This window comes from Bradyrhizobium sp. AUGA SZCCT0176 (assembly GCF_018130145.1).
Classification (GTDB): Bacteria; Pseudomonadota; Alphaproteobacteria; order Rhizobiales; family Xanthobacteraceae; genus Bradyrhizobium.
Map to the genome: position 1 here is coordinate 443,178 of NZ_JAFCMB010000001.1, position 22,190 is coordinate 465,367.

General features: G+C 62.3%; 16 protein-coding genes. 6 read left to right on the forward strand and 10 right to left on the reverse strand.

Features of this window, described 5'->3' with window-relative positions:
• Positions 1-142: 142 nt before the first annotated feature.
• The gene (locus JQ600_RS02150; protein ID WP_212489646.1) at positions 143-1,930 is read right to left on the reverse strand and encodes a retron Ec67 family RNA-directed DNA polymerase/endonuclease; all 1,788 of its coding nucleotides are present in this window, start codon (positions 1,928-1,930) and stop codon (positions 143-145) included.
• A 975-nt stretch (positions 1,931-2,905) separates the two neighbouring features.
• Between JQ600_RS02150 and JQ600_RS02155 the strand changes: the two genes are divergently transcribed.
• On the forward strand, positions 2,906-4,948 hold the full coding sequence (locus JQ600_RS02155) for a tetratricopeptide repeat protein (RefSeq protein WP_212386342.1): 2,043 nt from the start codon (positions 2,906-2,908) through the stop codon (positions 4,946-4,948).
• A gap of 66 nt (positions 4,949-5,014) precedes the next feature.
• Here JQ600_RS02155 and JQ600_RS02160 read toward each other — a convergent pair whose 3' ends face one another.
• A complete protein-coding gene (locus JQ600_RS02160; protein ID WP_212386343.1) occupies positions 5,015-6,709 on the reverse strand; it encodes an AMP-binding protein in 1,695 nt (564 codons plus the stop codon).
• Positions 6,710-6,883: 174 nt separating this feature from the next.
• Positions 6,884-8,077, reverse strand: a complete 1,194-nt coding sequence (locus JQ600_RS02165; protein ID WP_212386344.1) for a serine hydrolase — start codon at positions 8,075-8,077, stop codon at positions 6,884-6,886.
• 352 nt (positions 8,078-8,429) lie between these two features.
• Between JQ600_RS02165 and JQ600_RS02170 the strand changes: the two genes are divergently transcribed.
• Both JQ600_RS02170 and JQ600_RS02175 read left to right on the forward strand, forming a co-directional pair.
• On the forward strand, positions 8,430-8,747 hold the full coding sequence (locus JQ600_RS02170) for a hypothetical protein (protein ID WP_212263231.1): 318 nt from the start codon (positions 8,430-8,432) through the stop codon (positions 8,745-8,747).
• Positions 8,748-8,881: 134 nt separating this feature from the next.
• Positions 8,882-10,375 (forward strand): NAD-dependent succinate-semialdehyde dehydrogenase, encoded by a 1,494-nt coding sequence (locus JQ600_RS02175; RefSeq protein ID WP_212386345.1) that lies wholly within the window; start codon positions 8,882-8,884, stop codon positions 10,373-10,375.
• Between the two features lie 158 nt (positions 10,376-10,533).
• Here the strand turns inward: JQ600_RS02175 and JQ600_RS02180 are convergent, their stop codons facing one another.
• The 6 genes from JQ600_RS02180 to JQ600_RS02205 all read right to left on the reverse strand — a co-directional run bounded on the left by JQ600_RS02180 (position 10,534) and on the right by JQ600_RS02205 (position 17,220).
• Positions 10,534-11,568, reverse strand: a complete 1,035-nt coding sequence (locus JQ600_RS02180; protein ID WP_212386346.1) for an alpha/beta fold hydrolase — start codon at positions 11,566-11,568, stop codon at positions 10,534-10,536.
• Between the two features lie 40 nt (positions 11,569-11,608).
• Positions 11,609-13,810, reverse strand: coding sequence for an SLC26A/SulP transporter family protein (locus tag JQ600_RS02185; RefSeq protein WP_212386347.1), 2,202 nt, complete (start codon positions 13,808-13,810; stop codon positions 11,609-11,611).
• A gap of 93 nt (positions 13,811-13,903) precedes the next feature.
• A complete protein-coding gene (locus JQ600_RS02190; RefSeq protein ID WP_212263227.1) occupies positions 13,904-14,713 on the reverse strand; it encodes a crotonase/enoyl-CoA hydratase family protein in 810 nt (269 codons plus the stop codon).
• A complete protein-coding gene (locus tag JQ600_RS02195; protein WP_249135643.1) occupies positions 14,710-15,153 on the reverse strand; it encodes a VOC family protein in 444 nt (147 codons plus the stop codon). Before JQ600_RS02195 ends, JQ600_RS02190 begins: the two co-directional genes overlap by 4 nt.
• Positions 15,154-15,315: 162 nt before the next feature.
• A complete protein-coding gene (locus JQ600_RS02200) occupies positions 15,316-16,230 on the reverse strand; it encodes a phosphoribosylaminoimidazolesuccinocarboxamide synthase (RefSeq protein WP_192736300.1) in 915 nt (304 codons plus the stop codon).
• A 72-nt stretch (positions 16,231-16,302) separates the two neighbouring features.
• Positions 16,303-17,220: a pirin family protein gene (locus JQ600_RS02205; RefSeq protein ID WP_212386348.1), complete on the reverse strand. Its 918-nt coding sequence runs from the start codon at positions 17,218-17,220 to the stop codon at positions 16,303-16,305.
• A 74-nt stretch (positions 17,221-17,294) separates the two neighbouring features.
• Between JQ600_RS02205 and JQ600_RS02210 the strand changes: the two genes are divergently transcribed.
• From JQ600_RS02210 to JQ600_RS02220, 3 genes are all read left to right on the forward strand, one after another.
• The gene (locus JQ600_RS02210; RefSeq protein ID WP_212386349.1) at positions 17,295-17,867 is read left to right on the forward strand and encodes a GNAT family N-acetyltransferase; all 573 of its coding nucleotides are present in this window, start codon (positions 17,295-17,297) and stop codon (positions 17,865-17,867) included.
• A 61-nt stretch (positions 17,868-17,928) separates the two neighbouring features.
• Positions 17,929-18,987: a helix-turn-helix domain-containing protein gene (locus JQ600_RS02215; RefSeq protein ID WP_212386350.1), complete on the forward strand. Its 1,059-nt coding sequence runs from the start codon at positions 17,929-17,931 to the stop codon at positions 18,985-18,987.
• Between the two features lie 149 nt (positions 18,988-19,136).
• Positions 19,137-20,570, forward strand: a complete 1,434-nt coding sequence (locus JQ600_RS02220; RefSeq protein WP_212386351.1) for a serine hydrolase — start codon at positions 19,137-19,139, stop codon at positions 20,568-20,570.
• Between the two features lie 171 nt (positions 20,571-20,741).
• Here JQ600_RS02220 and JQ600_RS02225 read toward each other — a convergent pair whose 3' ends face one another.
• Positions 20,742-22,112, reverse strand: a complete 1,371-nt coding sequence (locus tag JQ600_RS02225; protein ID WP_212386352.1) for an MmgE/PrpD family protein — start codon at positions 22,110-22,112, stop codon at positions 20,742-20,744.
• Positions 22,113-22,190 lie beyond the last annotated feature (78 nt).

Sequence of the window (22,190 nt, forward strand, 5' to 3'; positions counted from 1 at the left end):
AGAGGGGTCAACCTCTCACCTCGTCATGCCCTGGGCTTGACCCGGGCATCCACGTCTTGATCCAACAATCCTGCGTCGTGAAACCCAGATATCGCGAGCACTTTGGGCGTTAGCTCTATCCTCTGTTGGCTCAGCTCCCCGGTTACGGGTGGCCGGCAGCTGGGCTGAGAGGTGCTAGAGTTGGAGTGTGAGGGAGTGCTGCCAGCGGTGTCGTCCCAAGCTTTGCGGAATAATCATTCTGAACGGCCACGATACGGTCTAAAAGAGGAACAAAGCCGTTCCAAGAGATTGCCGCTGCGTTAGGCGAAACGACCTTTGTTGCAAAAGGTGCTTTTCCGATGTGCTTAGTCGGATCGAATCCTGCCTTTTCAGTATGAAACGTCTTACCGTCGAGTGGCATTGCTTTCGTCGCAGCGTCGAAGAGATCCTCGATGCATGTCATCGCTAGGATTCCGACTAACGGCGTTTTCACCAGATAAAGGTTGTCGGTCAAATGAAAGAAGGAGCTTGGGGAGTGATGCGTTACGTCGACGCCAAAGTGCTTCTTCAATGAATTGCAAACTTTTTGTCCGAGCGCCGTGTCGTTGTCGACGAGGACAATGACCGGGTGTGCCATGGGTCGGAACTTGTATTCCTTAAGTTGTTTTTTGTACCCGTGTACGAGGGTGAGGAGTGGACCAATTCCACCTGAAATGCCCAAGATTTTGTGGATTTGGTTCGTGTAACTGAACAAGGCGACGCCGTACTTGAATCCATGCGGCGTCATATTGCCGAGCTTAGGATGGTAGGCAGTTAAGCGTCGAATAGCGTTACGCAGATAGATGTTGTCGGTTGGTCCTTCGCAGACGATGAGCGGCCGCGTTGGCGCGACAAACGCTTTGTAAAACCAGAACCGACGATGATCCGTTTGGCCAAAGACCACGTCCTCTTTTTTCTCGTCCGGGAACCTCAGGCTCTTTCGCTTCACGTGATACGCATGGCTCAACATGCCAGCTAATGGCTCTAGGCTGTTAATCATTACGAGGGCTGAGCCAGGCGGAGTTCCGGCTTTTGGCGCAGGGTGGTGGTACTCGCCCTTTTGGAAGAGCGCATGACACATCGATCTGATTGAACGCCAATACCGCTGTGAGATGTTAACCTTCGTGTTCACGGTTAGACCGGTTACTACTTGGCGACTTCCGCGAAATTGCATGCGCGTCTTCGTAGGATTGACCTTGAAAGCGGCGCCTTCGATTTTCTTGAGAAGCTCATCGCCAACAATCCACGGGTCCGCTGGCCCAGCACCTGGTTTGGCGAGATCCTCGGGAAAATCTTTCTGGTTCGTAGAAAACGTCAGATCGTCGGCATATCGCGAGTACGTCACTCTATTTTTCTTAGCGAGACCTACGAGGCGCACGTCAAGCACGTGAGCAATCATATCCGCTATAACTGGGGAACAAGGACTTCCTTGTGGCAGGGTATTTTCAAAACAAGCGATTTGAGCGAGCACGGTTGCGGCTTTCTCGTTCAGGAAAAAATCTTTGTCTTTGAGGAAGAATCCGCGAACGCGGCCAAAATTGAAGGTCGGGAAAAAGTCGGCCAAGTCGACGTTGAGAACGTGCCGTCTGGCTGTGTGGTTTTGTGCGTTTGTAATAATGGACAGGGATTCCCGAAACCCATGTGAAAGCGGGCGGCGTGGGGTCGCTTCTAGGATTTCGGCCCGACAGGCATTCAATACCGTGGCAAGCTCGCGCTGGATTGCCTTCATGGCGCCAATGGGAGCGCAGATGTCGCGGGTGCCGCCGGTCTTTTTATGGATTTCGAATTTCTTGTACTTGGCCAGCGCGCTCTGTTTGTAGAGAACGAAGGACAAGCCACTCGGGGAGAAGCCCAGTAGGTCTGCGACATCGGAGAGCGAAGACGCACTCTTGAGCAACGAAAGTTTCGACAAAACCGTCCCCAAAAAAATGAGCTTACAGGCACTCTTATGCGTACGACGTGCAATTATACCAGCGCGCCGTCCAGGAGCGTCGAGGAGCGACAGCCCTCAACATTGGTTCATATGCCTCAATAACGAGACAACAAGTCTGCCTGTAAGCCTAGGAACGCTATCAGGTAGTTGCTGTCTGTGTCGAGCTATGGTTGTAGAGTACATGCGTTTTGAGCGAGGCCGAATATCGAAATAATTTCTGTTTTACGGAAGTTTCTCTTGACGCCACCCCCGACTCACCGGTTACATCCTCCGCATCCCGTCCCACTCAGAGGGGCGTTGGCCATCGTCACAACGAGGGGCGGGTTGCGGTGGACGCTGATGTTGCGATTGACGGTCGCGGCAAAGGCGTACGGCGAAAGCGTGTGGTCCTGGCGCCCGTAACGGCGTCAAGTCTTGCGGAGTAATCTGCGAGGCGACGGTGGCAATAGAGGCCGTCTCACCGGGGAGAGCGCGTCATAAGTCGTAAAGCCACTGCGCAGGGAATGTCGGATGCTCTCCGCTGCCCTGTATGCTCGTGTGCAGCTTCTTTGCACAATTCGCACACGAGACCGCGGGTGCAGCGCGCATCCGGCATTCCCCGCGCCCTCTGTTCACGGAAGGCGCGAAACGACATGTACAACTCGGGCGCATTGCGTTGCGGGAACGTGACGCTATATCCACGTCGTCCCTGCGAACGCAGGGACACATAACCACAGGCAGCAATTGTCTGGTATGTTTGGTCGTGATCTTCCGTTTTCGACAAAGTTGGCCGCGGCGTATGGGTCCCGGCGCAAGGCCGGGACGACGAAGATACTGCTAAATTGCGTTTCCATCCCCATCTCGATATTTTGTTCACCCATTGGTATTGCGGCACGGAGGTCGGCTCTGGTTCCTCCCAAACAAAAGCAAGTCGCTCTCCGCAATTGGTTTCTCGCGGCCATTGCGGCGGCTGCGTTGTGCCAGCCACAGGCGTCGGCAGTTGCGGATGATCTGGCGGATTGCAACAGCGGGCCGCCCGCCAGGGTGGAAGCTGCGTGTGCAGCCATCATCAACGATACCGCGCGTCCGCCGGAAGACCGCGTCAAGGCGCATCTCGGCCGGTCGCGGCTCTATCTCAATACGTCGAAGATCGATCTGGCCCTGGCGGATGCCGAAGCGGCGCTGAAGATGGATTCCAATTCCGTTCAGGCGCTGCTGCAGCGGGGCGTCGCCTATCAGCGAACGGGCAAACTGGATCTGGCCAAGGCCGATTTCGACCGCGCGCTGGAGATCGAACCGAAGAACGCGCTCGCGCTGCTCTCGCGCGGCAATCTTCGTTCCCAGCAGCGGAACTGGCCGGAAGCGATCAGCGATTTCGACGAGGCCATCGCGGCGCGTCAGGATTTTGCGCAAGCCTATGTCAGCCGCGGCCGTGCCTATTCGGAAAGCGGTCAGCTCGACAAGGCGCTCAGCGACCTGAACGCGGCCATTGCGATCAACGTCAATGTGCCGGCAGCGTTCTACTGGCGCGGGCAGACCTACCGCCGCAAGGGCGACATCGATCGCGCCATCGAGGATTTTTCGCGGGCTATCGCGCAGGGGCCGAAGAACGACATGGCGCCCTATTTCGCGCGCGCCCAGCTCTACAGCTCCAAAGGCGATTACACCCGTGCGCTGGCCGACCTCGACGCGCTCCTGGCGGTGGCGCCGGACAGTGCGGCGGCGAAGCAACTGCGCCAATCGACGCTGGCGATGCAGACGGAACTGGCGAAGGTTCAAGGCAACGACAAAGGCAGCGACAAGGACAAGCCGAAGGCGCTGCCGGCGCCGTCGGCATCCGAGTTGGCCGACCAGATCACCCCGCCGCTGCCGCAAGCCGCGCCATCAGGCAATGCCGCCGGCAAGCCGTTGATCGATCGGGCGCGGCAGCTCATCGTCCAGGCCAAATACGCCGATGCGGTCGGGCTCCTGAACCAGGTGCTGACAGCCGATCCGCGCGACGAGGCCGCGCTGCAGCTCCGTTCCAGCGCGCGCACTAGGCTCGGACAACTCGCCGAGGCCCGCGCCGACCTCGATGAACTGATCAAGCTCCGGCCGAATGACGCGACGGCGCTTTCGCTGCGCGGGGTGACGTCGGCTGCCATGCGACAGCCCGACCAGGGCCTCGTCGATGTCGAAGCGGCGCTGAAGATCAACCCCAACAGCGCGCAAGCCCATTACAGCCGCGGCGTCGTGCATCGACAGTTGGGGAAGGTCCCGGAGGCGCTTGCCGATTTCGATCGCGCGATCGCGATCGACCCCAGGATGAGCCCCGCCTTCTATGAGCGCGGCATCACCCAGATGTCGCTCAATCAGCTCGACAAGGCCTTGACCGACTTCGACCAGGCGCTGGCATTGGCGCGGGTGTACGATCTGGCCAAGGCCGCCCGCGGCGTGGTGCTGCTCATGAAGGGCAACTCGGCCGAGGGGCTGGCGGATATCAACGCCGTGCTCGAGCGAAATCCAACCAACCAGACCGCCGTCTTCGGCCGCGGACTTGCCCTGGTCAACTCGGGCCAGTTCGATCGCGCGATCGTCGCGCTCGATACCGTGGTGGGAAAGACGGCGGACGACAGCATGGCGCGCACGCTTCGCGCCCGCGCCTACCTTGGCAAGGGCGAGACGCGCAACGCGCTGGCGGACCTCGATCTCGTCCTCAAGGCGCGGCCTTCGGATGCGTCGGCGCTGACGCTGCGCGGCAGCGTCTTCTCGGCGCTGCGCGATTATCCGAAGGCCCTGAACGATCTCAACGAGGCGATCGAGCGCCGCGAAACCATCGAGAGCTATGTTGCGCGGGCGCGCGTCTACGAGGCGCAGAACGATTCCGAAAAGGCCGCCGCCGATTATCGCCGTGCGACCGAGCTCGCGCCGCGCAGCGTTTTCGAAACCAACGCGCAGGCCAATGCAAAGAAAAAAGCTCAGCAGCTTTCCAAGCGCGTCCCCTGCGGCGACATGGCAGGCAGCGGCACGTGTCTGTGATTTGGATTGGTGGCGAAACCATATCCTCGTCGTCCCGGCCTGCGCCGGGACGACGCGCCCTCAAACTCACGCCGTCGTGGCCGCCTTCAACCCAAGCCTCGCCTCGACCGCGTCGCGCATCAGGAATTTTTGAATCTTCCCCGTCACCGTCATCGGAAATTCGTCGACGAACTCGACATAGCGCGGAATCTTGTTATGCGCGATCTGCCCGTGGCAAAAGGCGCGGACCTCCTCAGCGGTCAGGGTCTCGCCGGGCCTGACGCGAACCCAGGCACACAGCTCCTCGCCATAACGCTCGTCGGCGACGCCAAAAATCTGCACGTCCTGGATCTTGGGATGGCGATAGAGGAATTCCTCGATCTCGCGCGGATACAGGTTCTCGCCGCCGCGGATCACCATGTCCTTGATGCGGCCGACGATGTTGCAATAGCCCTCGGCGTCGATGATCGCGATGTCGCCGGTGTGCATCCAGCCATTGGCGTCGAGCACGTCCGATGTCTTCTCGGCCTCGTCCCAATAACCCAGCATGATGCTGTAGCCGCGGGTGCAGAGTTCGCCGCGCATCCCGCGCGGCACGATGCGGCCCTCGAGATCGACGACCTTGACCTCGACATGCGGATGAATCCGCCCGACGGTGGAAACGCGGCGTTCCAGCGGCTCATCCGTCGAACTCTGGAAACTGACAGGGCTGGTTTCGGTCATGCCATAGGCGATCGTGACCTCGCCCATGTTCATCTCGTTGTTGACGCGCTTCATCACTTCGACCGGGCAGGGCGCGCCGGCCATGATGCCGGTGCGCAGCGATTTCAGGTCGAAGCGCGAGAATTCGGGATGATCGAGTTCGGCGATGAACATGGTCGGCACGCCATAGAGCGCGGTGCATCGTTCCTTCTCGATGGTCTGCAACGTCGCCAGCGGATCAAAACCCTCGCCGGGATAAACCATGGTGGCGCCGAGCGTCACCGCGGCGAGATTGCCCATCACCATGCCGAAGCAATGATACAGCGGCACCGGGATGCAGATGCGGTCCTGTTCGGTCAGGCGCATGGCGCGGCCGACGAAATAGCCGTTGTTGAGAATATTGTGATGCGTCAGCGTGACGCCCTTGGGCGAGCCTGTGGTGCCGCTGGTGAACTGGATATTGACGGGATCATCGAACTGCAGCGTTTTGACCAGTTCCGCCAGCGTCTCGCGGTGCCGCGCGCTGCCCATCCGCGTCACGTCCTCGAACGCGATGGTGCCGGGCGAGGGCGGTCCGCCGATCTGGATCACCGCGCGCAGCTTGGGCAGCCGCGCCGCCTGCAATTCGCCGGGCGTCGATTTGGCAAGTTCGGGCAGCAGCGTGTTCAGCATCTCCATGTAGTTCGAGGTCTTGAACGCGGTCGCGGTCACGATCCCTGCGCAGCCGACCTTTGCCAATGCGAATTCGAGTTCGCTGAGGCGATAGGCCGGGTTGATGGTGACGAGGATGATGCCGGCCTTGGCGGCGGCAAACTGCGTCAGCGTCCATTCCGGGCGGTTGAGCGACCAGACGCCGATCCGCGCGCCGCGTTCGAGGCCCAGCGCGAGAAACCCGGCCGCCAGCGCGTCGACGCGTTCGGCGAATTCCTTCCAGGTCCAGCGGACATTATGGCTTGGCGAAACCAGCGCCTCGCGGTCACCCCAGCGCCGCACCGCATGATCGAGGCTTTGTCCGATGGTATCGCCCAGCAACGGCGCATCGGCGGTGCCGGAGACGTAACTGGCGGTTGGTTCGGTCATCGTGCCACACCCTCGGTGTCATCCCCGCCTTGTGCGCAATTGCGCACTGGAGCGGGGATCCAGTATTCCAGAGGCGCCGATGATAGCACGACAGGCCGCGGCGTACTGGGTCCCCCGCATGCGCGGGGGACGACAATTTGTGGATGGGTCGGACCGCGTCCCGACAGTTCGCGTTCAAGCCGCCCTCTGGCCACTCCCTGCATCAAGCCCGGCATAGATGCCGCGCTCGAAGCCCGCAAAGGCTTCCAGGCACTTGTGATCCACGAACGGCAACATCTGCATCAGGATCACGCCGGAGACATTACGCGCCGGATCGATCCAGAAATAGGTATTGGCAAGGCCGGCCCAGGCGAGGCTGCCCGCGCTGCGGCCCTCCGGCGTCTTGGCGGTGTTGATCAGGAAGCTCAGCCCCCATTTTTTCACCATGTCCGGATAGAGATCGACATCGTTGGTGTACATCGGCGCCATGGTGGGCATCTTGCCTATGGTGAGATCGCCGATGTGGTTCTGGCCCATCAACGCGACGGTTTCCGGCTTCAGCAGCCGGTTGCCGTTGCCCTTGCCCTTATTGAGAATCATCTGGGTGAACCTGATGTAATCAGCCGCCGTGCTGTAGAGGCCGCCGCCGCCCATATGAAATTCCGGATTCTGTTCGAGCTCGAACGGGATCGGCGCCAGCGCGCCGTCTTCGCCGCGCGCATGCATGCCGACCAGCCGCTGGCGCTGGGAATCCGTAATCTTGAAACTGGTGTCGCTCATGCCGAGCGGCGTGAACATGTGGTCGCGCAGGTAAGTGTCGAGGCGCTTGCCGCTCGCGGCTTCCACCGCCTTGCCGACGAAATCGATGTTGATGCCATATTCCCAGCGCGTGCCGGGATCGGACATGATCGGCCCCTTCAGCGCGGCGTTCAGGCAGCTGAAGATATTCGGGGTTCCGGTCTTCTCCTGATACTTGCCCATGTCGCCGTTCCACACGTCGTAGCAGTAGCCGGCGATGTGGGTCATGAGATGGCGCAGCGTGATCGGCTTTTTGGCCGGACGCAGCTTCGGTTCGCCCTTGGCGTCAAAACCTTCCAGCACCTGCGGGTTGGCCAAATCCGGCAGCAGCTTGCCGATCGGTTCGTCCAGCGAGAGCTTGCCTTGCTCGACGAGCTGCATGCCGGCGGCGCACGTGATCGCCTTGGTCATCGAGGCGATCCAGAACACGCTGTCGGCGGTCATCGGATCGTCCTTGGAGAGGTCGCGTTTGCCGAACGCGCCCTGATAGATCACCTCGCTGTCGGTCGCCGCGACAGCGACCACGCCTGGAATCTCCTTGGCCTCGCATTTCTGACGCAGAACCTGGTCGATCTGAGCTTTGCTTTGCATGGGTCACCTCCCGTTTGTTGTTATGGAGTGCCGCGATCTTCCCCCCGCCATCGCGATCCCGCAAGCGCTCGCGGCGCCTTGCCGTTGATGTCGCGATCTCGTGATGGGTTGATGGCTAGCGCAGGGAGAGGGGAAGGAGAGCGACACAAAACTGCAACACTGCGCCACAATTCGCGGTGGATCAGCAGCAATATCGGTGACCGCTCCGGGCGCAAACGATAAGTTGATTCCATAATGATTTCCGGTGCTGATTCTTTGCAGTAAGACATTCAGATTCCAGCGGAAACGCTGCCCCCGAACTGAATGATTTGATGAAAATGGTTTTAGTTTTTCCCATTGTGAGGATGCCGCGATGATCTCGACCTGGAGTGAGTGGAAACGATACCCCCGCCCCGGCCGCGCTGAAAACATCGAGGCCCCGATCAGCCCCGGCATCTATGAGGTCCGTGTTGCCGGTACCGGCGCGCTGCACTCGTTCGAGGCGGTCGACAATGTCGCGGTGGCGCTGGCGCAATTGCAAGTCGGTTCCAAATCCTGGTTCTCGCGCCGCAACGCCAAGCTGCCTGATCTCGAATACCGCACCTGTGCGACGTCCTCGCGGGCCGACGCCAAGGCCGCCGCCGAACGCATGATCGGCCGCCGCGAAACGTATATGAACGGCACGGCGTGAGTTGAGGCTGTCATTCCGGGTTCGCTTTACGCCCCGTAATGACGATCAGCAGCCCTGCCTTTGCGGCCGATGCAATGCCGGCTGAATAGGCCTATACTCGGATCAATACCCCAAAAAATCCGAGGAGTTACGCCATGAACCCGCCCGTCGCTGCACGCGCTTCGCAATCCGCCCCCTCCCTGCGCGACCGCCTGAAGGATCCCTCGCTGCTGCGCGAGCAGTGCTATATCGACGGCGCATGGACCGGGAAGGCGTCCAAGCCGGTGACCAATCCGGTCAATGGCATTGAGCTGGCAAAAATTCCGGTCATGAGCACCGCGGAGACGACGCAAGCGGTCGAAGCCGCCGAGCGCGCGTTCCCGGCCTGGGCCAAGCTGACTGCCAAGGCGCGCTCCAACATCCTGCGCAAATGGTTTGACCTGATCATCGCCAATCGCGAAGACATCGCGCTGATCCTGACCTCGGAGCAGGGCAAGCCGCTGACGGAAGCGCTCGGCGAAGTCGATATCGGCGGCGCCTATGTCGAATTTTTCGCCGAGGAAGCCCGCCGCGTCTATGGCGAAACCATCCCGACCCAGCGCGCCGATGCGCGGTTGCTCGCGATCAAGCAGCCGATCGGCGTCTGCGGCGCGATCACGCCGTGGAATTTCCCCTGCTCGATGATCACCCGCAAAGTCTCCCCGGCGCTGGCCGCGGGTTGCACGGTGGTACTCAAGCCTGCCAATGAAACGCCGCTGACCGCGCTGGCGCTGGTGGCGCTCGCCGAAAAAGCCGGCGTGCCGAAGGGCGTGTTCAACATCCTGACCGGCAATTCCTCGGCGATCGGCAAGGTGCTGTGCGAACACCCGGCGGTGCGCTTCGTCGGCTTCACCGGCTCGACCGAAGTCGGCAAGATCCTGTACCAGCAGGCCGCCGTCGGCGTGAAGAAGCTCGGCCTCGAGCTCGGCGGCAACGCGCCGTTCGTGGTGTTCGACGACGCCGATATCGATGCCGCCGTCGAAGGCGCCATCGTCTCGAAATATCGCAACATGGGCCAGACCTGCGTCTGCGCCAATCGCATCTACGCCCAGGACAAGATCTACGACACGTTCGTCGAAAAACTCTCGGCCAAGGTCGCGGCGATGAAGATCGGCGACGGCACGGAAGCCGGCGTGGTGCAGGGCCCGCTGATCAACATGGAAGCGGTCGACAAGGTCGAGAAGCACATCGCGGACGCGGTCAAGGGCGGCGCCAAGATCGTCACCGGCGGCAAGCGTCATGCGCTCGGCGGCAGCTTTTTCGAGCCGACAGTGCTCGCCAACGTCAAGCCCGACGCGCTGGTCGCGCACGAGGAGACCTTCGGGCCGCTGGCGCCGGTGTTCCGCTTCAAGGACGAAGCCGAGGTGATCGCGTTGTGCAACGCCTCGCCGTTCGGCCTGGCCTCCTACTTCTATTCGCGCGATCTCGGCCGGGTCTGGCGGGTCGCCGAAGCGCTGGAGTCCGGCATGGTCGGCGTCAACACCGGGCTGATCACAACCGAAGTAGCCCCCTTCGGCGGCGTCAAGGAGTCTGGCCTCGGCCGCGAAGGCTCGCATCACGGCATGGAAGAATATGTCGAGATCAAATACGTGATGATGGCGGGGATTTGATCGCGTCGCCCCGGCGAACGTCGGGGCCCATAACCCCGGTCGTCTGTTGCAGGAGCGGGATGCTTCAGCAAGGCCACTTGCACTTCCCGTGACCATTGACGGCACGGCGTATGGGTCCCGGCTCAAGGCCGGGACGACGGTGGTTAGATACGTGACGTTCAGAGCCCATCCATAAACTGCTTCAGCCGCGGCGCCCATTTGTGGGCGTCGAGGCCGGAGGCGGAGTGGCCGAGTTCGCTGTCGAGCAGGAAATAATCGGCATCGACACCGGCGGCCTTCAGTCCCTGCATCACGCCGGGCGCGATGTCAGGCGGAAACAATTTGTCGGTCCGCGACAGCACGAACAGTACCTTCGATTTGATCTGGCCGAATTGTCCCGTCACGTCGAAGCCGCGCAGCGCTTTGGCAAGAATGATCAGCGAATTGGCATCGAATCCCTCTGCCCAGCGCGCCGCCTCGTCGCGGATCGCGGCCTCGATCTCCGCGGGATCCGACATCGTCGCTTTCAGGCGGGCCTCGATGCCGTAGGTCTTCAGCGTCGCCATGCGGATATCGGTCATGGTCTCCCGCACGCCGCCGCGATCATAATAATCGCCGCCGTTCCAGTTCGGGTCCTTCGACAGCGCTCCGAGCAGGCGCGCGACATTCCCCTCGGATCGTTCGCGGGGCACCACTGGCGAGGTGACGACGGCGGCGATCCCCTTCATCGCGTCGGGATAGTTGACGGCCCATTGCAGCGCCTGGAAGCCGCCATAGGACGGGCCGACGATCGCAACCAGTCTGTCGATGCCGAGATGATCGAGCAGCAGCCGCTGCGTGCCGACGATGTCGCTGACATTGATATCAGGGAATCGCGGCCCGTAAGGTTTGCCGGTTGCGGGGTCGATACTCCCAGCATTGGTCGATCCGTAGGACGAGCCCAGCATGTTCGGGCAGATCGCAAAATAGCGGTTGGTATCGACGGCCTTGCCGGGGCCGACGATCTCACTCCAGCTGCCTTCGCCCGTCGTGCCGCCGGGATCGATGATGTGCGGGCCGCTGGTGTTGCCATGTGTGATCAGCACAGCATTGCTGCGATCGGGCGCCAGCATGCCGAGCGTCGCATAGGCGATCGTCACCTCTGGGATCACGATGCCGCTTTGCAGGCGAAAGTTGGTGGTCGAAAATGTCTTCGCGTCAGCCTGTGCGGTCATGTGCTCTAACCCGGGAGGAGGAAGCTCAAAAAGCAGCGTTCTATCGCCGTAACACTGCAATGGTGCGATTGGCAAAAGTAAGTCGTTCGGCCATAACCGATACGAAATAGGTCAGCAGCTTCTGGCTGAGCGAGGGATCGTCGATCTTGAGCGCTTCAAACTGATGCGCACTGAGGACGTACAGAATACTTGCGACCTCGGCTTGAATCGTCGCGCTGCGTTGCGCCTGCGACACCAGGCCCATTTCGCCGATCGTCGTGTAGCGGCCGAGGCTTCGTACCCGCGTGGTGCGGCCTTCGTCAGCGGGCACCATGATGCCAACGCGGCCGTCCAGGATGAAATGCATGGAATCGGCGACGTCGCCGGCGCTGACAATGATCTCTCCGGCGTCGATCTCGACACGCTCGCAGCGATGCATCAGCGCCACGGCGTCGCGCGGGGTTCCGAGAATCTGCGTGAACCAGTCACGCAGATTGGCCTCCTCCTGCTCGTGCCCCTGATGCTTCGCGATGATCTCGTTCTCGCATTGCTCCAGCGCATGATCGAGCTCCGGCACGATACGAACCCGGCCGGAGATGAAACCGCTGGACCGCAGCGCCTTCTCGGCGAGCTTAGGCAAATGAACCAGCACCAGTTCGATGTGACGCTCGTCGGCGCTGCGCTTGATCTGGGCAAAACTGTAGGCCGCCGATGAATCGAATCCGGTGACCAGCTTGAAGTCGAACACCAGATAGCGGCATTCCGGACGCTGCGCGAGCAGCGCCTTGACGTGCTGGTAAAGCCGGTTGGCGGAACCGAAGAACAGATAGCTTTGCAGATTAAGGCCCTGGATTTGTCCGCCATGGGCCGTCAGAACCGTCTGGTCGTCGCGCGAACGATCCAGCGAACTGCGATATTCGGAGCCGTCAAAGCTGAATTTGATTGGATCGATCCGCGCGGCCGTGAACGCGAATGTCGCGCAGCCGATCACGACGCCGATCAGCACGCCCGCGACAAAACCCCATTGCAGGATGATGACGATGATCGCCAGCAGGGAGACATATTCGGTCTTGGTCAGGCGCCGCCGCGATTCGATGATCCATTTGTGCAGCTGATCGGCGCCCAGATAGATCAGCAGACCCCCGAGCACGAATTTCGGCATATAGCCGAGCAGCATCGGAGCAACCGCCAGCATCAGAACCGAGATCGCGGCCACCGTCAGGCCGGCGAGCCGGCCGGTCCCGCCGCTGCTGAAGTTGAGGATGGTGCGGCTGACCGAGATGCAGCCGGTATAGCCGCCGAACGCGCCGGACAGGATGTTGGCCAGGCCCGTGACGTTCAATTCCCGCTCGAGATTGGCTTCGCGGTGCGCGACAACCTCGATGCCTGCGGTGTTGAACAGCGTACTCGACGCCGTGACGAAAATGACGGCGACCAGATTGCCGAGCAGATCCGGCACGGCATGCCAGGGATAGCGGGCCATATCGGCCGTGTTCCACGGCAGCATGATGCTGACGCTAGGGGGTGGCTGAAATGTCCATCCCGAGGCCTGCGCTTCTGCTGACGTGAATCCCGCCAGCCAGAAAGCGATATGTCCAACGACCACGCCCCCGACCAGCATGGCGGGTAGGCCAAACGAGGTGCGCGTGCGATGCCAGGTCAGATACAAGGCCAGCGCCATGGCGCAGGCCGCCGCCAATTCGGACAGGGTCAGGATGTTGGCGAACTGATCTAGCGTCGTCAGTTGAAGGCGATGGCCGGTGATGACGCGGACCGCGCCCAAAAGGATCAAACAGGCGGTGGCGCCGAGGAACCCGCCCACGACGGGATAGGGCACATAACGGATCGCGCGGCCCATTCGCGTCACCCCGAAGCCGCACAGCACGATGCCGGTGACGATGGCCGAAAGCCCAAGCGTCATTAGCGCCGGGGCGAGCAACGATGCGGAGGGATCGCTGGCGACAACGTGCTCGACCAGCGACGCTGCCAATATTCCGGTCATCGCCGCCGTGGAACTCTCGGGCGCCGCAATGGCGAACGGGAATGAGCTTCCCCACGCGATGACAGCGGCGAGGATGGCCGAGGAGATGAAGGTCGCGGCGAGGCCGTAGGACAGATATGGCGCCAAGGGCCCGGTAAAAATCAGAAGCGAGTACGACAGGCCAAATGTAATCGTCAGGACACTGGCGGCGCTGCCGCCGAGAATGTCATTGAGGGCCTTCCGAATTAACTCCGGCTCGCCTTTGAGAGATCGACTGACCACGCCCCACTTGCCCCCGGCACCCCTGCCAGTGGTAGAGACCGCAGACAGAGATCACAACGTTATTCTTATGACAGGGGACGTGTGACGGTGCCGTCAGCCGTTCCCCACGATATCTCCACCAAACGCGCCATGGCGGCCGACGCCGGACGCAAATCGTGCAGCGCCTGAGAGTGTCTCGCCCGAGGCGATCACCTTCAGTCCGCCGCGCATTTCGTTGGCGATGGCGTCTTCCTCAGCGAGATCCCATTGCCGCAGCGCCGACAGCCGGTCGGCGCGCATGCAGGTCTGCGGGAAGGCCGCGATTTCCCTGGCCAGCGCAATGGCCTGTGCAACGGCTTCGCCTCTTCGGACCAGACGATTGGCAAGGCCCATGCGCAACGCCTCCGGCCCGCCGACCGGGCGCCCGGTCAGGATCAGGTCGATGGCCTGGGAATGGCCGATCAGCCGCGGCAGGCGGATGGTGCCGAGATCGATCAGGGGTACGCCAAACCTGCGGCAGAAGATGCCGAAGGTGGCGTCCTCGGCGACGACCCGCATGTCCGCCCAGAGCGCCAGTTCCATGCCGCCGGCGACGGCAAATCCCTCGACCGCGGCGATCACGGGTTTTGACAGCCGCAACCGGCTCGGCCCCATCGGCGCAATCGAGTCATGGCCGCCGATCTCGCGCTTCTTGTTGGGATCGCCCGCCGCCACCGCCTTGAGGTCGGCGCCGGCGCAGAAATAACCGCCGGTGCCGGTGAACACCGCAACAGATGCTGCTTCATCGGCGTCGAACGCCAGAAACGCATCGTAGAGTTTGCGCGCGGTCGCGCCGTCGACGGCGTTGCGGCAATGCGGACGGTTGATGGAAACGATGGTCACCGGCCCATCGCGTTCGACAAGCACGCTATCGGTCTCGGTCATGTCTGCGCTCCCGCGTTAGGTTGAAGTAGATCCCACAGGTTGCCATAGAGATCTTCGAAGACGGCAACCGTGCCGTAGCTCTCTACCTTTGGCTCCCGGACAAAGATGACACCTTTGGACGTGTAAGCGCGAAAGTCGCGCCAGAAATCGTCGGTGTGGAGGAACAGAAATACGCGGCCTCCGGTTTGATTTCCAATACGAGACGCCTGCACGTCATCTACGGCCCGCGCAAGCAGCAGGCGTGATCCGGTCGAACCCCGCGGGGCCACGACAACCCAGCGCTTACCTTGCGCGGGAATCACCCTGTCTTCGATCAGGGCAAATCCGAGTACATCGACATAGAAGGCAATTGCTTCGTCGTAATCGCGCACCACGAGAGCCAATTGGCCAATCGTCTGTCCTGCTACGACGGGTTGATCGCCTGCTCCGGTCATATTCATCCTCAATCATGCGGAGGATCATTTCGTCGTGTCGGATCGGGTGGTGTCTAGCCGATCTTCAGCTGCGTAGGGTGGGCAAAGGCGCGCTTGCGCCGTGCCCACCATCTATCGGTTATCAGAAATGGTGGGCACGCTGCGCTTTGCCCACCCTACGAGAAGTCATCATATCTTGAGTTCCGCTCCCGTCACGCGTCGATACGCTTCCAGATAGCGCTTGCTGGTGGCGTCGACCACGCTCGCCGGGAGCGGGGGAGGCGGCGCGTCGCCGTTCCAGCGGCCGGCGCGGCGTTCGGCGTCGAGGTAATCGCGCAGCGGCTGCTTGTCGAAGCTCGGCTGCGGCTGGCCCGGCTTGTAGACGTCGACCGCCCAGAACCGCGAACTGTCTGGAGTCATCACTTCGTCGATCAGGATGATGCGGCCGTCACCGTCGCGGCCGAACTCGAATTTGGTGTCGGCGATGATGATGCCCTGCTTGCGGCTGACCTTCTCGCCGAAATCATAGACGGTGCGGGCCATGCCCTCCAGCGTCTGCGCGACGTCGGCGCCCAAAATCTCGCGGACGCGCGCGACCGTGATGTTCTCGTCATGGCCGGTCTCGGCCTTGGTCGCCGGGCTGAAAATCGAAGGCTCCAGCTTCTCGCTTTCGACCAGACCCGCCGCGAGCTTCTCGCCGGCCAGCGTGCCCGATGCGGCATATTCCTTCCAGGCCGATCCCGAGATGTAGCCGCGGATCACGCATTCAACCGGGAAGACGGTAGTGCGCCGGCAGAGCATCGCGCGTCCTGCGATGTCGGCGCGGTGTGCCTTCAGCGCCGGCACCTGCGCGATGATCTCGTCGGCATCCGCGCTGATCATGTGATGCGGCACGACGTCCGCGAGCTGCCTGAACCACCATGCGCTGATCTGGGTCAGCACCGCGCCCTTCATCGGGATGGTTTCGGCCATCACGACGTCGAACGCGCTGATGCGGTCGGTGGTCAGCAGCAGCACGCGGTCGTCGCCGACGGCATAGATATCGCGGACCTTGCCGCGCCCGATCCGTGGCAGGGGCAAATCGCTGGCGAGCATCGCGTTCATGGTGTCATGCTTTCAAGAGGCGCGCCCGCGGGTGAAGCGCGGGTAGCGGAGCTTTGGTAGCCGAGGGATAGCTCACTCCGGCAGCGGAATGAACTCGTGTTCCTGGGGAACATGGGCAAAACGGCCGGTTTTCCAGTCCTGTTTGGCCTGTTCGATCCGCTCCTTGCTGGAAGAAACGAAATTCCACCAGATATGGCGCGGGCCCTCCAGCGCGTCCCCGCCGAGGAACATCATCCGGGTCGGCTTGATCGCCTTCACGGTGATGCGGTCGCCGGGCCGGAAGATCAACAGGCGCGGCGCCTCGTAGCGCTCGTTCGCGATCTCGACTTCGCCGTCCACCACATAGATCGCGCGCTCCTCGTGGTCAGGATCGAGCGGCACGCTGGTGCCGGCGGTGGCCGTCACCTCGGTATAGAACCAGGGCGATACCATCGTGACCGGCGATTTCACGCCAAAGCCGCTGCCGGCGATGATGCGGGCGGTAAAACCACCGTCGTTCACGGTCGGCAGGCTTTCGGCGGAGTAGTGCTGGAACGATGGCGCGATTTCCTCCGAGCCTGCCGGCAGTGCGATCCAGCTTTGCAGGCCCAGCATCTTCTGGCCGTCGCGGCGCTGCACGTCGGGCGTGCGTTCGGAATGGGCGATGCCGCGGCCGGCGGTCATCAGATTCATCGCGCCGGGCTGGATCTCCTGAATGTTGCCCTCGCTGTCGCGGTGCATGATGCTGCCGTCAAACAGGTAGGTGACGGTGGCAAGCCCGATATGCGGATGCGGGCGTACGTCCATGCCGTTGCCGGCGATGAACTGCATCGGGCCGAAATGATCGAAGAAGATGAAGGGGCCGACCATCTGCCGCTTGCCGTGCGGCAATGCGCGCCGAACCACGAATCCATCGCCGAGATCACGGGTGCGCGGCACGATGATGAGTTCAAGCGCGTCGCAGGTCTTGGGATCGCCGAGCACGGGATCGTTGGAGGGTTGCCAGCTCATGAGAAGCTCCTTTGCATCTGTGGCGACCTTAGCAACAATGGCAGGGTTGCGTCCAAACACGTATTGAGGAACCGATGATCCCTCCGCTCAAGCCGGGTGCGAAACTGTTGCAGACCGACGGTCCGGTGATCGAGACCGCGCGGCTGATCCTGCGGCCATGGCGCAGCAGCGATATCGCCGCGAATACGGCGATGCTGTCCGATCCCGGTACCGCACGCTACATCGCCCCCGACGGCAAGCCGGTCACGTCAGAGATCAACGGATGGCGCAACGCCGCCGTTATTTCCGGGCACTGGGCGTTGTATGGCTTCGGCATGTTCGCGGTCGAGGAGAGGTCGAGCGGCCGATATATCGGGCGCGTGGGACCATGGTCGCCGCCGGGTTGGCCAGGCCTTGAGGTCGGCTGGGGCATCGCCTGCGAATGCCGCGGCAAGGGCTATGCGGTGGAAGCGGCGCGGGCGTCGATCGACTGGGTGTTTGCGACCTTCGAGATCGAGGAGATCATCCATTGCATCAGGAGCGACAACGCGCCGTCACAAGCGGTGGCGCGAAAATTGGGGGCCAGGAACGATCGCGAAGGTGACTTGCTCGGCAAGCCTGTCGACATATGGGTGACGTCGCGTAAATTCTGGGCGGACCAAAATTGAATCGTTCATCGATCTGCACTAAAATCAGCGGGCGCGGCTGATCGCGCTTCTGGACCGATCGATGCTGCTTTCCACAATCGACATCGCCTTGCGCGGCGCCATTGTGGCGCTGCTGCTGGTGCTCGCGGCATCGCTGTTTCGCGGGTTCGGCACCGTGCTCGCGGGGCGGCTGGCAGCGGCGTTTGCCCTGGGATCGGCCGCGCACGCCGTGAGCTATTCGATCGGCTGGACGTCGCCGGTCTCCCTTCCGTATGCGCCGTTGATTGCGCTGTCGACCGGCAATGTCGTGGTGTTCTGGCTGTTTACCCGCGCGCTGTTCGACGAGGCGTTCAGATTGCGCTGGTGGCATGTGCTGATATGGGTCGCGGTCACCGCGTTCAGCTTCGTCAATTGCATGTGGACCGGACCGGCATTCAGTGCGCGGGTTGCCATCGTCGCGGTCAATCTGGTGGCGCTCGGATTCATTGCATTGGCGGTGGTTCAGACGATCGCCTCATGGCCCGCGGATCTGGTCGAGCGCCGGCGTGGCGTTCGCGGCTTCATCATCGGCGCGGCCGCGCTGTATGGCGGCATGAACGCGGTGCTGCAGATATTTTTGCCCGGTAGCGAGGTCGTCAACACGGTGAACTCAGCCGTTCTGGCCGGCGTGGTGGCGGCGATCTGCTACGCGATGATGCGCGTGGACGGTGCCGATCTGTTTCCCGTGGCATCTCCAGTCGCACCGGTTACGTTTGCGCCGGCTCAGACGGCCGCGGCGGAGGATGCGCACGACCAAAAGCTGGTCGATGCGCTGATGCGCCTGATGGCCGATGAGCGCATCTACCGCCACGACAACATCACGATCGGCACGCTTGCGACCAAACTTGGAATACCCGAGTACAGATTGCGGCGGCTGATCAACCAGCGGCTCGGCTACCGCAACTTCAATGTCTTCCTCAACAACCACCGCATCGAGGAGGCCAAGGCCGCGCTGTCAGACCCGACGCAGCTTGAAGTCCCTGTCATTACTATTGCCATGGATGCCGGCTTCCAGTCGCTCGGTCCGTTCAACCGTGCCTTCAAGGCCATCACCGGCGTGACCCCGACCGAGTATAGGCGGCAAAACGCTTCGGCGGCGTGATCCATAAATTGTTGTAAGTTCTACATAATTCCGAAATCGGCGAGGCGCCCGTCAGTTTCGGCCAGTCCGATTTTCAAATCCGGCGAGCAGCCAGCAGCCCCTTCGCCAACATGCCCGGCACGCGCTCATGCGTCATGCCGGAGGCCAATGTGTTCAGACGAAACCTGCTGCTCATCCTCGCGACCACCACCGCGCTCGGCGCGCTGGCGCTCTCCGCGGCGCGGGCACGCGATGTCCCCAAAATTGCCACCGGCTTTGTCGCCAACATCCTCTGTTCGGAAACGTTTGTGTCCGGCCAGCAGCCGGACCGGATCTTTCGGGAAACCACGGCCGCGATGCCCGGCGTCAGCCTGATCACCTGGGCGATGGACTATCGCGTCGATCGAGCGCGGAAGGAAACGACGGTGACGTTGCTCGGCCTCGGCCGCAGCCACGCGGTCTATCGCGAAGGTTTGGGCTGCTATCTCGATCACGGCGGTACGGTCGCCGAAATCGCGGTGCCATCAGACGATGTCAAATCATCACAGGCGCTATTGCCCGACATCGCATGGCCTTCGGTGGTCGCGAGCGCGAATCCCCAACTGGCCGCCGCGCTCGATCGCGCCTTTGCCGAGCCTGAGCAGCCGCCGAAGCGTGCGACCAAGGCGATTGTGGTGCTCAGGGACGGCCGCGTCGTCGCCGAGCGTTATGCCGAAGGTTACGGCATCGACACGCCGATCCTCGGCTTCTCTGCGACCAAGTCGGTGATGTCGGCGCTGACCGGCATCCTCGTGCGCAAGGGCGCGCTGACGCTCGATCAGCCGGCGCCGATCGCGGCGTGGCAAGGCGCCAATGATCCCAGGCGTGCGATCACGGTGGATCATCTGCTGCGTCACACCGCAGGGCTGGCGCTCGGCAGTTCGCTGCAGGCCTCGTTCGGTTCGGTGTTCGAGCCGGTCAACCGGATGAAATTCATGGAATCAGATATGGCCGGATATGCCGAGAGCGTCCCACTCGAGACGCCGCCCGGCAGCCACTGGAATTACAATGACGGCAACACCGTCATCCTCTCGCGCGTGGTCCGCGAAGCGGCGGGCGGGAAAGCGGCGGATATGCTGCGGTTCGCGCGCGCTGAATTGTTCGCACCGCTGGGCATGCGCAACGTCACCATCGAGTTCGACGCCGCAGGCAATGCGGAGGGATCGAGCCAGATGCTTGCGACCGCGCGCGACTGGGCGCGCTTCGGCCAGCTCTACCTCAATGACGGCGTAGCCGGCGGCAAGCGCATCCTGCCCGAGGGATGGGTGAAATATTCGGCCTTGCCGACATCAAATGCCTGGGTCGGAATGGGCGCCGGCTTCTGGACCAATCTCGGCGACAGTTTTGGCGCCAACTATCGCAGCCAGCACGGCTGGCCGCGCGATGCGTTCTTCGCCAAGGGCACGATGGGGCAATACGTGATCATCATCCCCAGCGAAAAGCTCGTCATCGTACGGCTCGGCCGCTCGCCGAACGGGCCGCCGGAGGCGGATGGGGTGTTCAGGCTGGTGGCGGACGTCGTCGCGGCGGCGGGCGACAAGGCGAAGTTGGCGCGCGGTAATTGAATGCGTCATGAGGCAGCGCCAGCTTCTCCCTCTCCCCGTCCTTCACGGGGAGAGGGTTGGGGTGAGGGGCTCCATCCGCGAGTGAGCTCTATCGATAGACCTGTACCCCCTCACCCGGATTGCTTCGCAATCCGACCTCTCCCCGCAAGCGGGGCGAGGAAAGAAGCGGCCCTACTGCCTTCCCAGCTGCGTGGCCTTCGCGACGCGATCGAATCGCTCGAGCGAGAGGATCGCGTCCGCAAGCTGGTCGGCGCGGCCGTTCAGCACCGGGCGGGCGAGGGTGAGGAATTTCTGCTGCATCGCCTGCGCGTCGGGGAATGAATCCGGCTCGCCGGAGGGATCGGCATAGAGCCGCTCATGCACGGCGTCATCGGTGGTGATGGAGACGCGCGCGCCAAAGGGATGGGTGCGGCCGATCTCGAGGCGATCGTCCTGCACCACGTCGAACTTGTCGGCGAGCGCGTTGACGGCGGCGTCGCCGAGCCGTTCGTAATCGTCCCAGCCGAAACGGCCCTGGTCGAGCGCCAGCGCGCCGGTGAAGAACATCGAGAACTGCCCGCCGACGATCGAGGTCGGGTGACGCTTGGTGGCGGCATCGCCGGTCAGCGTGATGCCGTTGCGGTGCAAGCCGATCTCGACGCGCTTGATCTGGTCCGGCGTCAGATTGTGCTCCCGGCGCATCGCGATCAGCGCATCGAGGGCCGCGTGGGTGTAGCGGCAGCTCGGATAGGGCTTTACGCCGATCCTGAGCGTCTCATAGGTCTTGCCGAGACCGGCGGTCGCCTTGTCCGGATGCGCGTTGTCGCTGTAGCCGACGAGCAGCCCGTGCTTGCCTTCGACCGACTCGCTCGAACCGACAAAATCGTTGCGTGCCAGGGTCGCCGCGATCACGCCGTTCATCGCGGCGGCGCCGACCTGATAGCGTTTGTTCCAGGCGCCATTGACCAGGAATTGCAGCGAGCCTGCGGCCTGGCTGCCGGAGACGCCAAAGGCCGAGATGATCTGGTCCTTTGACAGGCCGAACAGTTTGCCGGCGGCGGCGGCTGCGCCATAGGTTCCTGCGGTCGCGGTCGGATGGAAGCCGCGCGCATAATGCGAGGTGGGGTCGAGCGCGTTGCCGAGCCGGCAGCACACTTCATAGCCTGCGACGATGGCGGTGAGCACGTCGCGGCCCGATGCGCCGACCATCTCGCCGACCGCGAATGCCGCCGGCACCACGGGCGCGCTCGGATGCAGCGAGGAATCCGCGTGGGTATCGTCAAAATCCAGCGAATGGCCGAGCGCGCCGTTGAGCAAAGCGGCGACCGCGGGCGTCCAGGTCTTAGCATCGCCGAACACGGTGGATTCGCCCTTGCCGTCCAGCGCCAAGGCTTCCAGCATCTTGAGCAGCGAGGCGGTGGATTCCGCATCGCGCCGCGCCCGGATCGTGCTGCCGAGGAAATCGAGCGTCAGCACCTTGGCGCGCGCCAATACCTCCGGCGGAATATCCTCGAATTTCAGGTTGGCGACATAGGAGGCGAGCGTTGCGGTTTCGTTGGCCATCGTGTTTCCTCGTTTTGGCCCGCAGGGTAGGCGGGCTGAATCCACCTTTCAAGCCGTCTCCGGGTCGCGGGCATCAGC

What these genes read in the sequence shown, in the direction of transcription:
- JQ600_RS02160 (WP_212386343.1), bottom strand. Translation starts at nt 6,709, where the DNA reads ATGACCGAACCAACCGCCAGTTACGTCTCCGGCACCGCCGATGCGCCG.
- JQ600_RS02165 (WP_212386344.1), bottom strand. Translation starts at nt 8,077, where the DNA reads ATGCAAAGCAAAGCTCAGATCGACCAGGTTCTGCGTCAGAAATGCGAG.
- JQ600_RS02170 (WP_212263231.1), top strand. Translation starts at nt 8,430, where the DNA reads ATGATCTCGACCTGGAGTGAGTGGAAACGATACCCCCGCCCCGGCCGC.
- JQ600_RS02175 (WP_212386345.1), top strand. Translation starts at nt 8,882, where the DNA reads ATGAACCCGCCCGTCGCTGCACGCGCTTCGCAATCCGCCCCCTCCCTG.
- JQ600_RS02180 (WP_212386346.1), bottom strand. Translation starts at nt 11,568, where the DNA reads ATGACCGCACAGGCTGACGCGAAGACATTTTCGACCACCAACTTTCGC.
- JQ600_RS02190 (WP_212263227.1), bottom strand. Translation starts at nt 14,713, where the DNA reads ATGACCGAGACCGATAGCGTGCTTGTCGAACGCGATGGGCCGGTGACC.
- JQ600_RS02195 (WP_249135643.1), bottom strand. Translation starts at nt 15,153, where the DNA reads ATGAATATGACCGGAGCAGGCGATCAACCCGTCGTAGCAGGACAGACG.
- JQ600_RS02200 (WP_192736300.1), bottom strand. Translation starts at nt 16,230, where the DNA reads ATGAACGCGATGCTCGCCAGCGATTTGCCCCTGCCACGGATCGGGCGC.
- JQ600_RS02205 (WP_212386348.1), bottom strand. Translation starts at nt 17,220, where the DNA reads ATGAGCTGGCAACCCTCCAACGATCCCGTGCTCGGCGATCCCAAGACC.
- JQ600_RS02210 (WP_212386349.1), top strand. Translation starts at nt 17,295, where the DNA reads ATGATCCCTCCGCTCAAGCCGGGTGCGAAACTGTTGCAGACCGACGGT.
- JQ600_RS02215 (WP_212386350.1), top strand. Translation starts at nt 17,929, where the DNA reads ATGCTGCTTTCCACAATCGACATCGCCTTGCGCGGCGCCATTGTGGCG.
- JQ600_RS02225 (WP_212386352.1), bottom strand. Translation starts at nt 22,112, where the DNA reads ATGGCCAACGAAACCGCAACGCTCGCCTCCTATGTCGCCAACCTGAAA.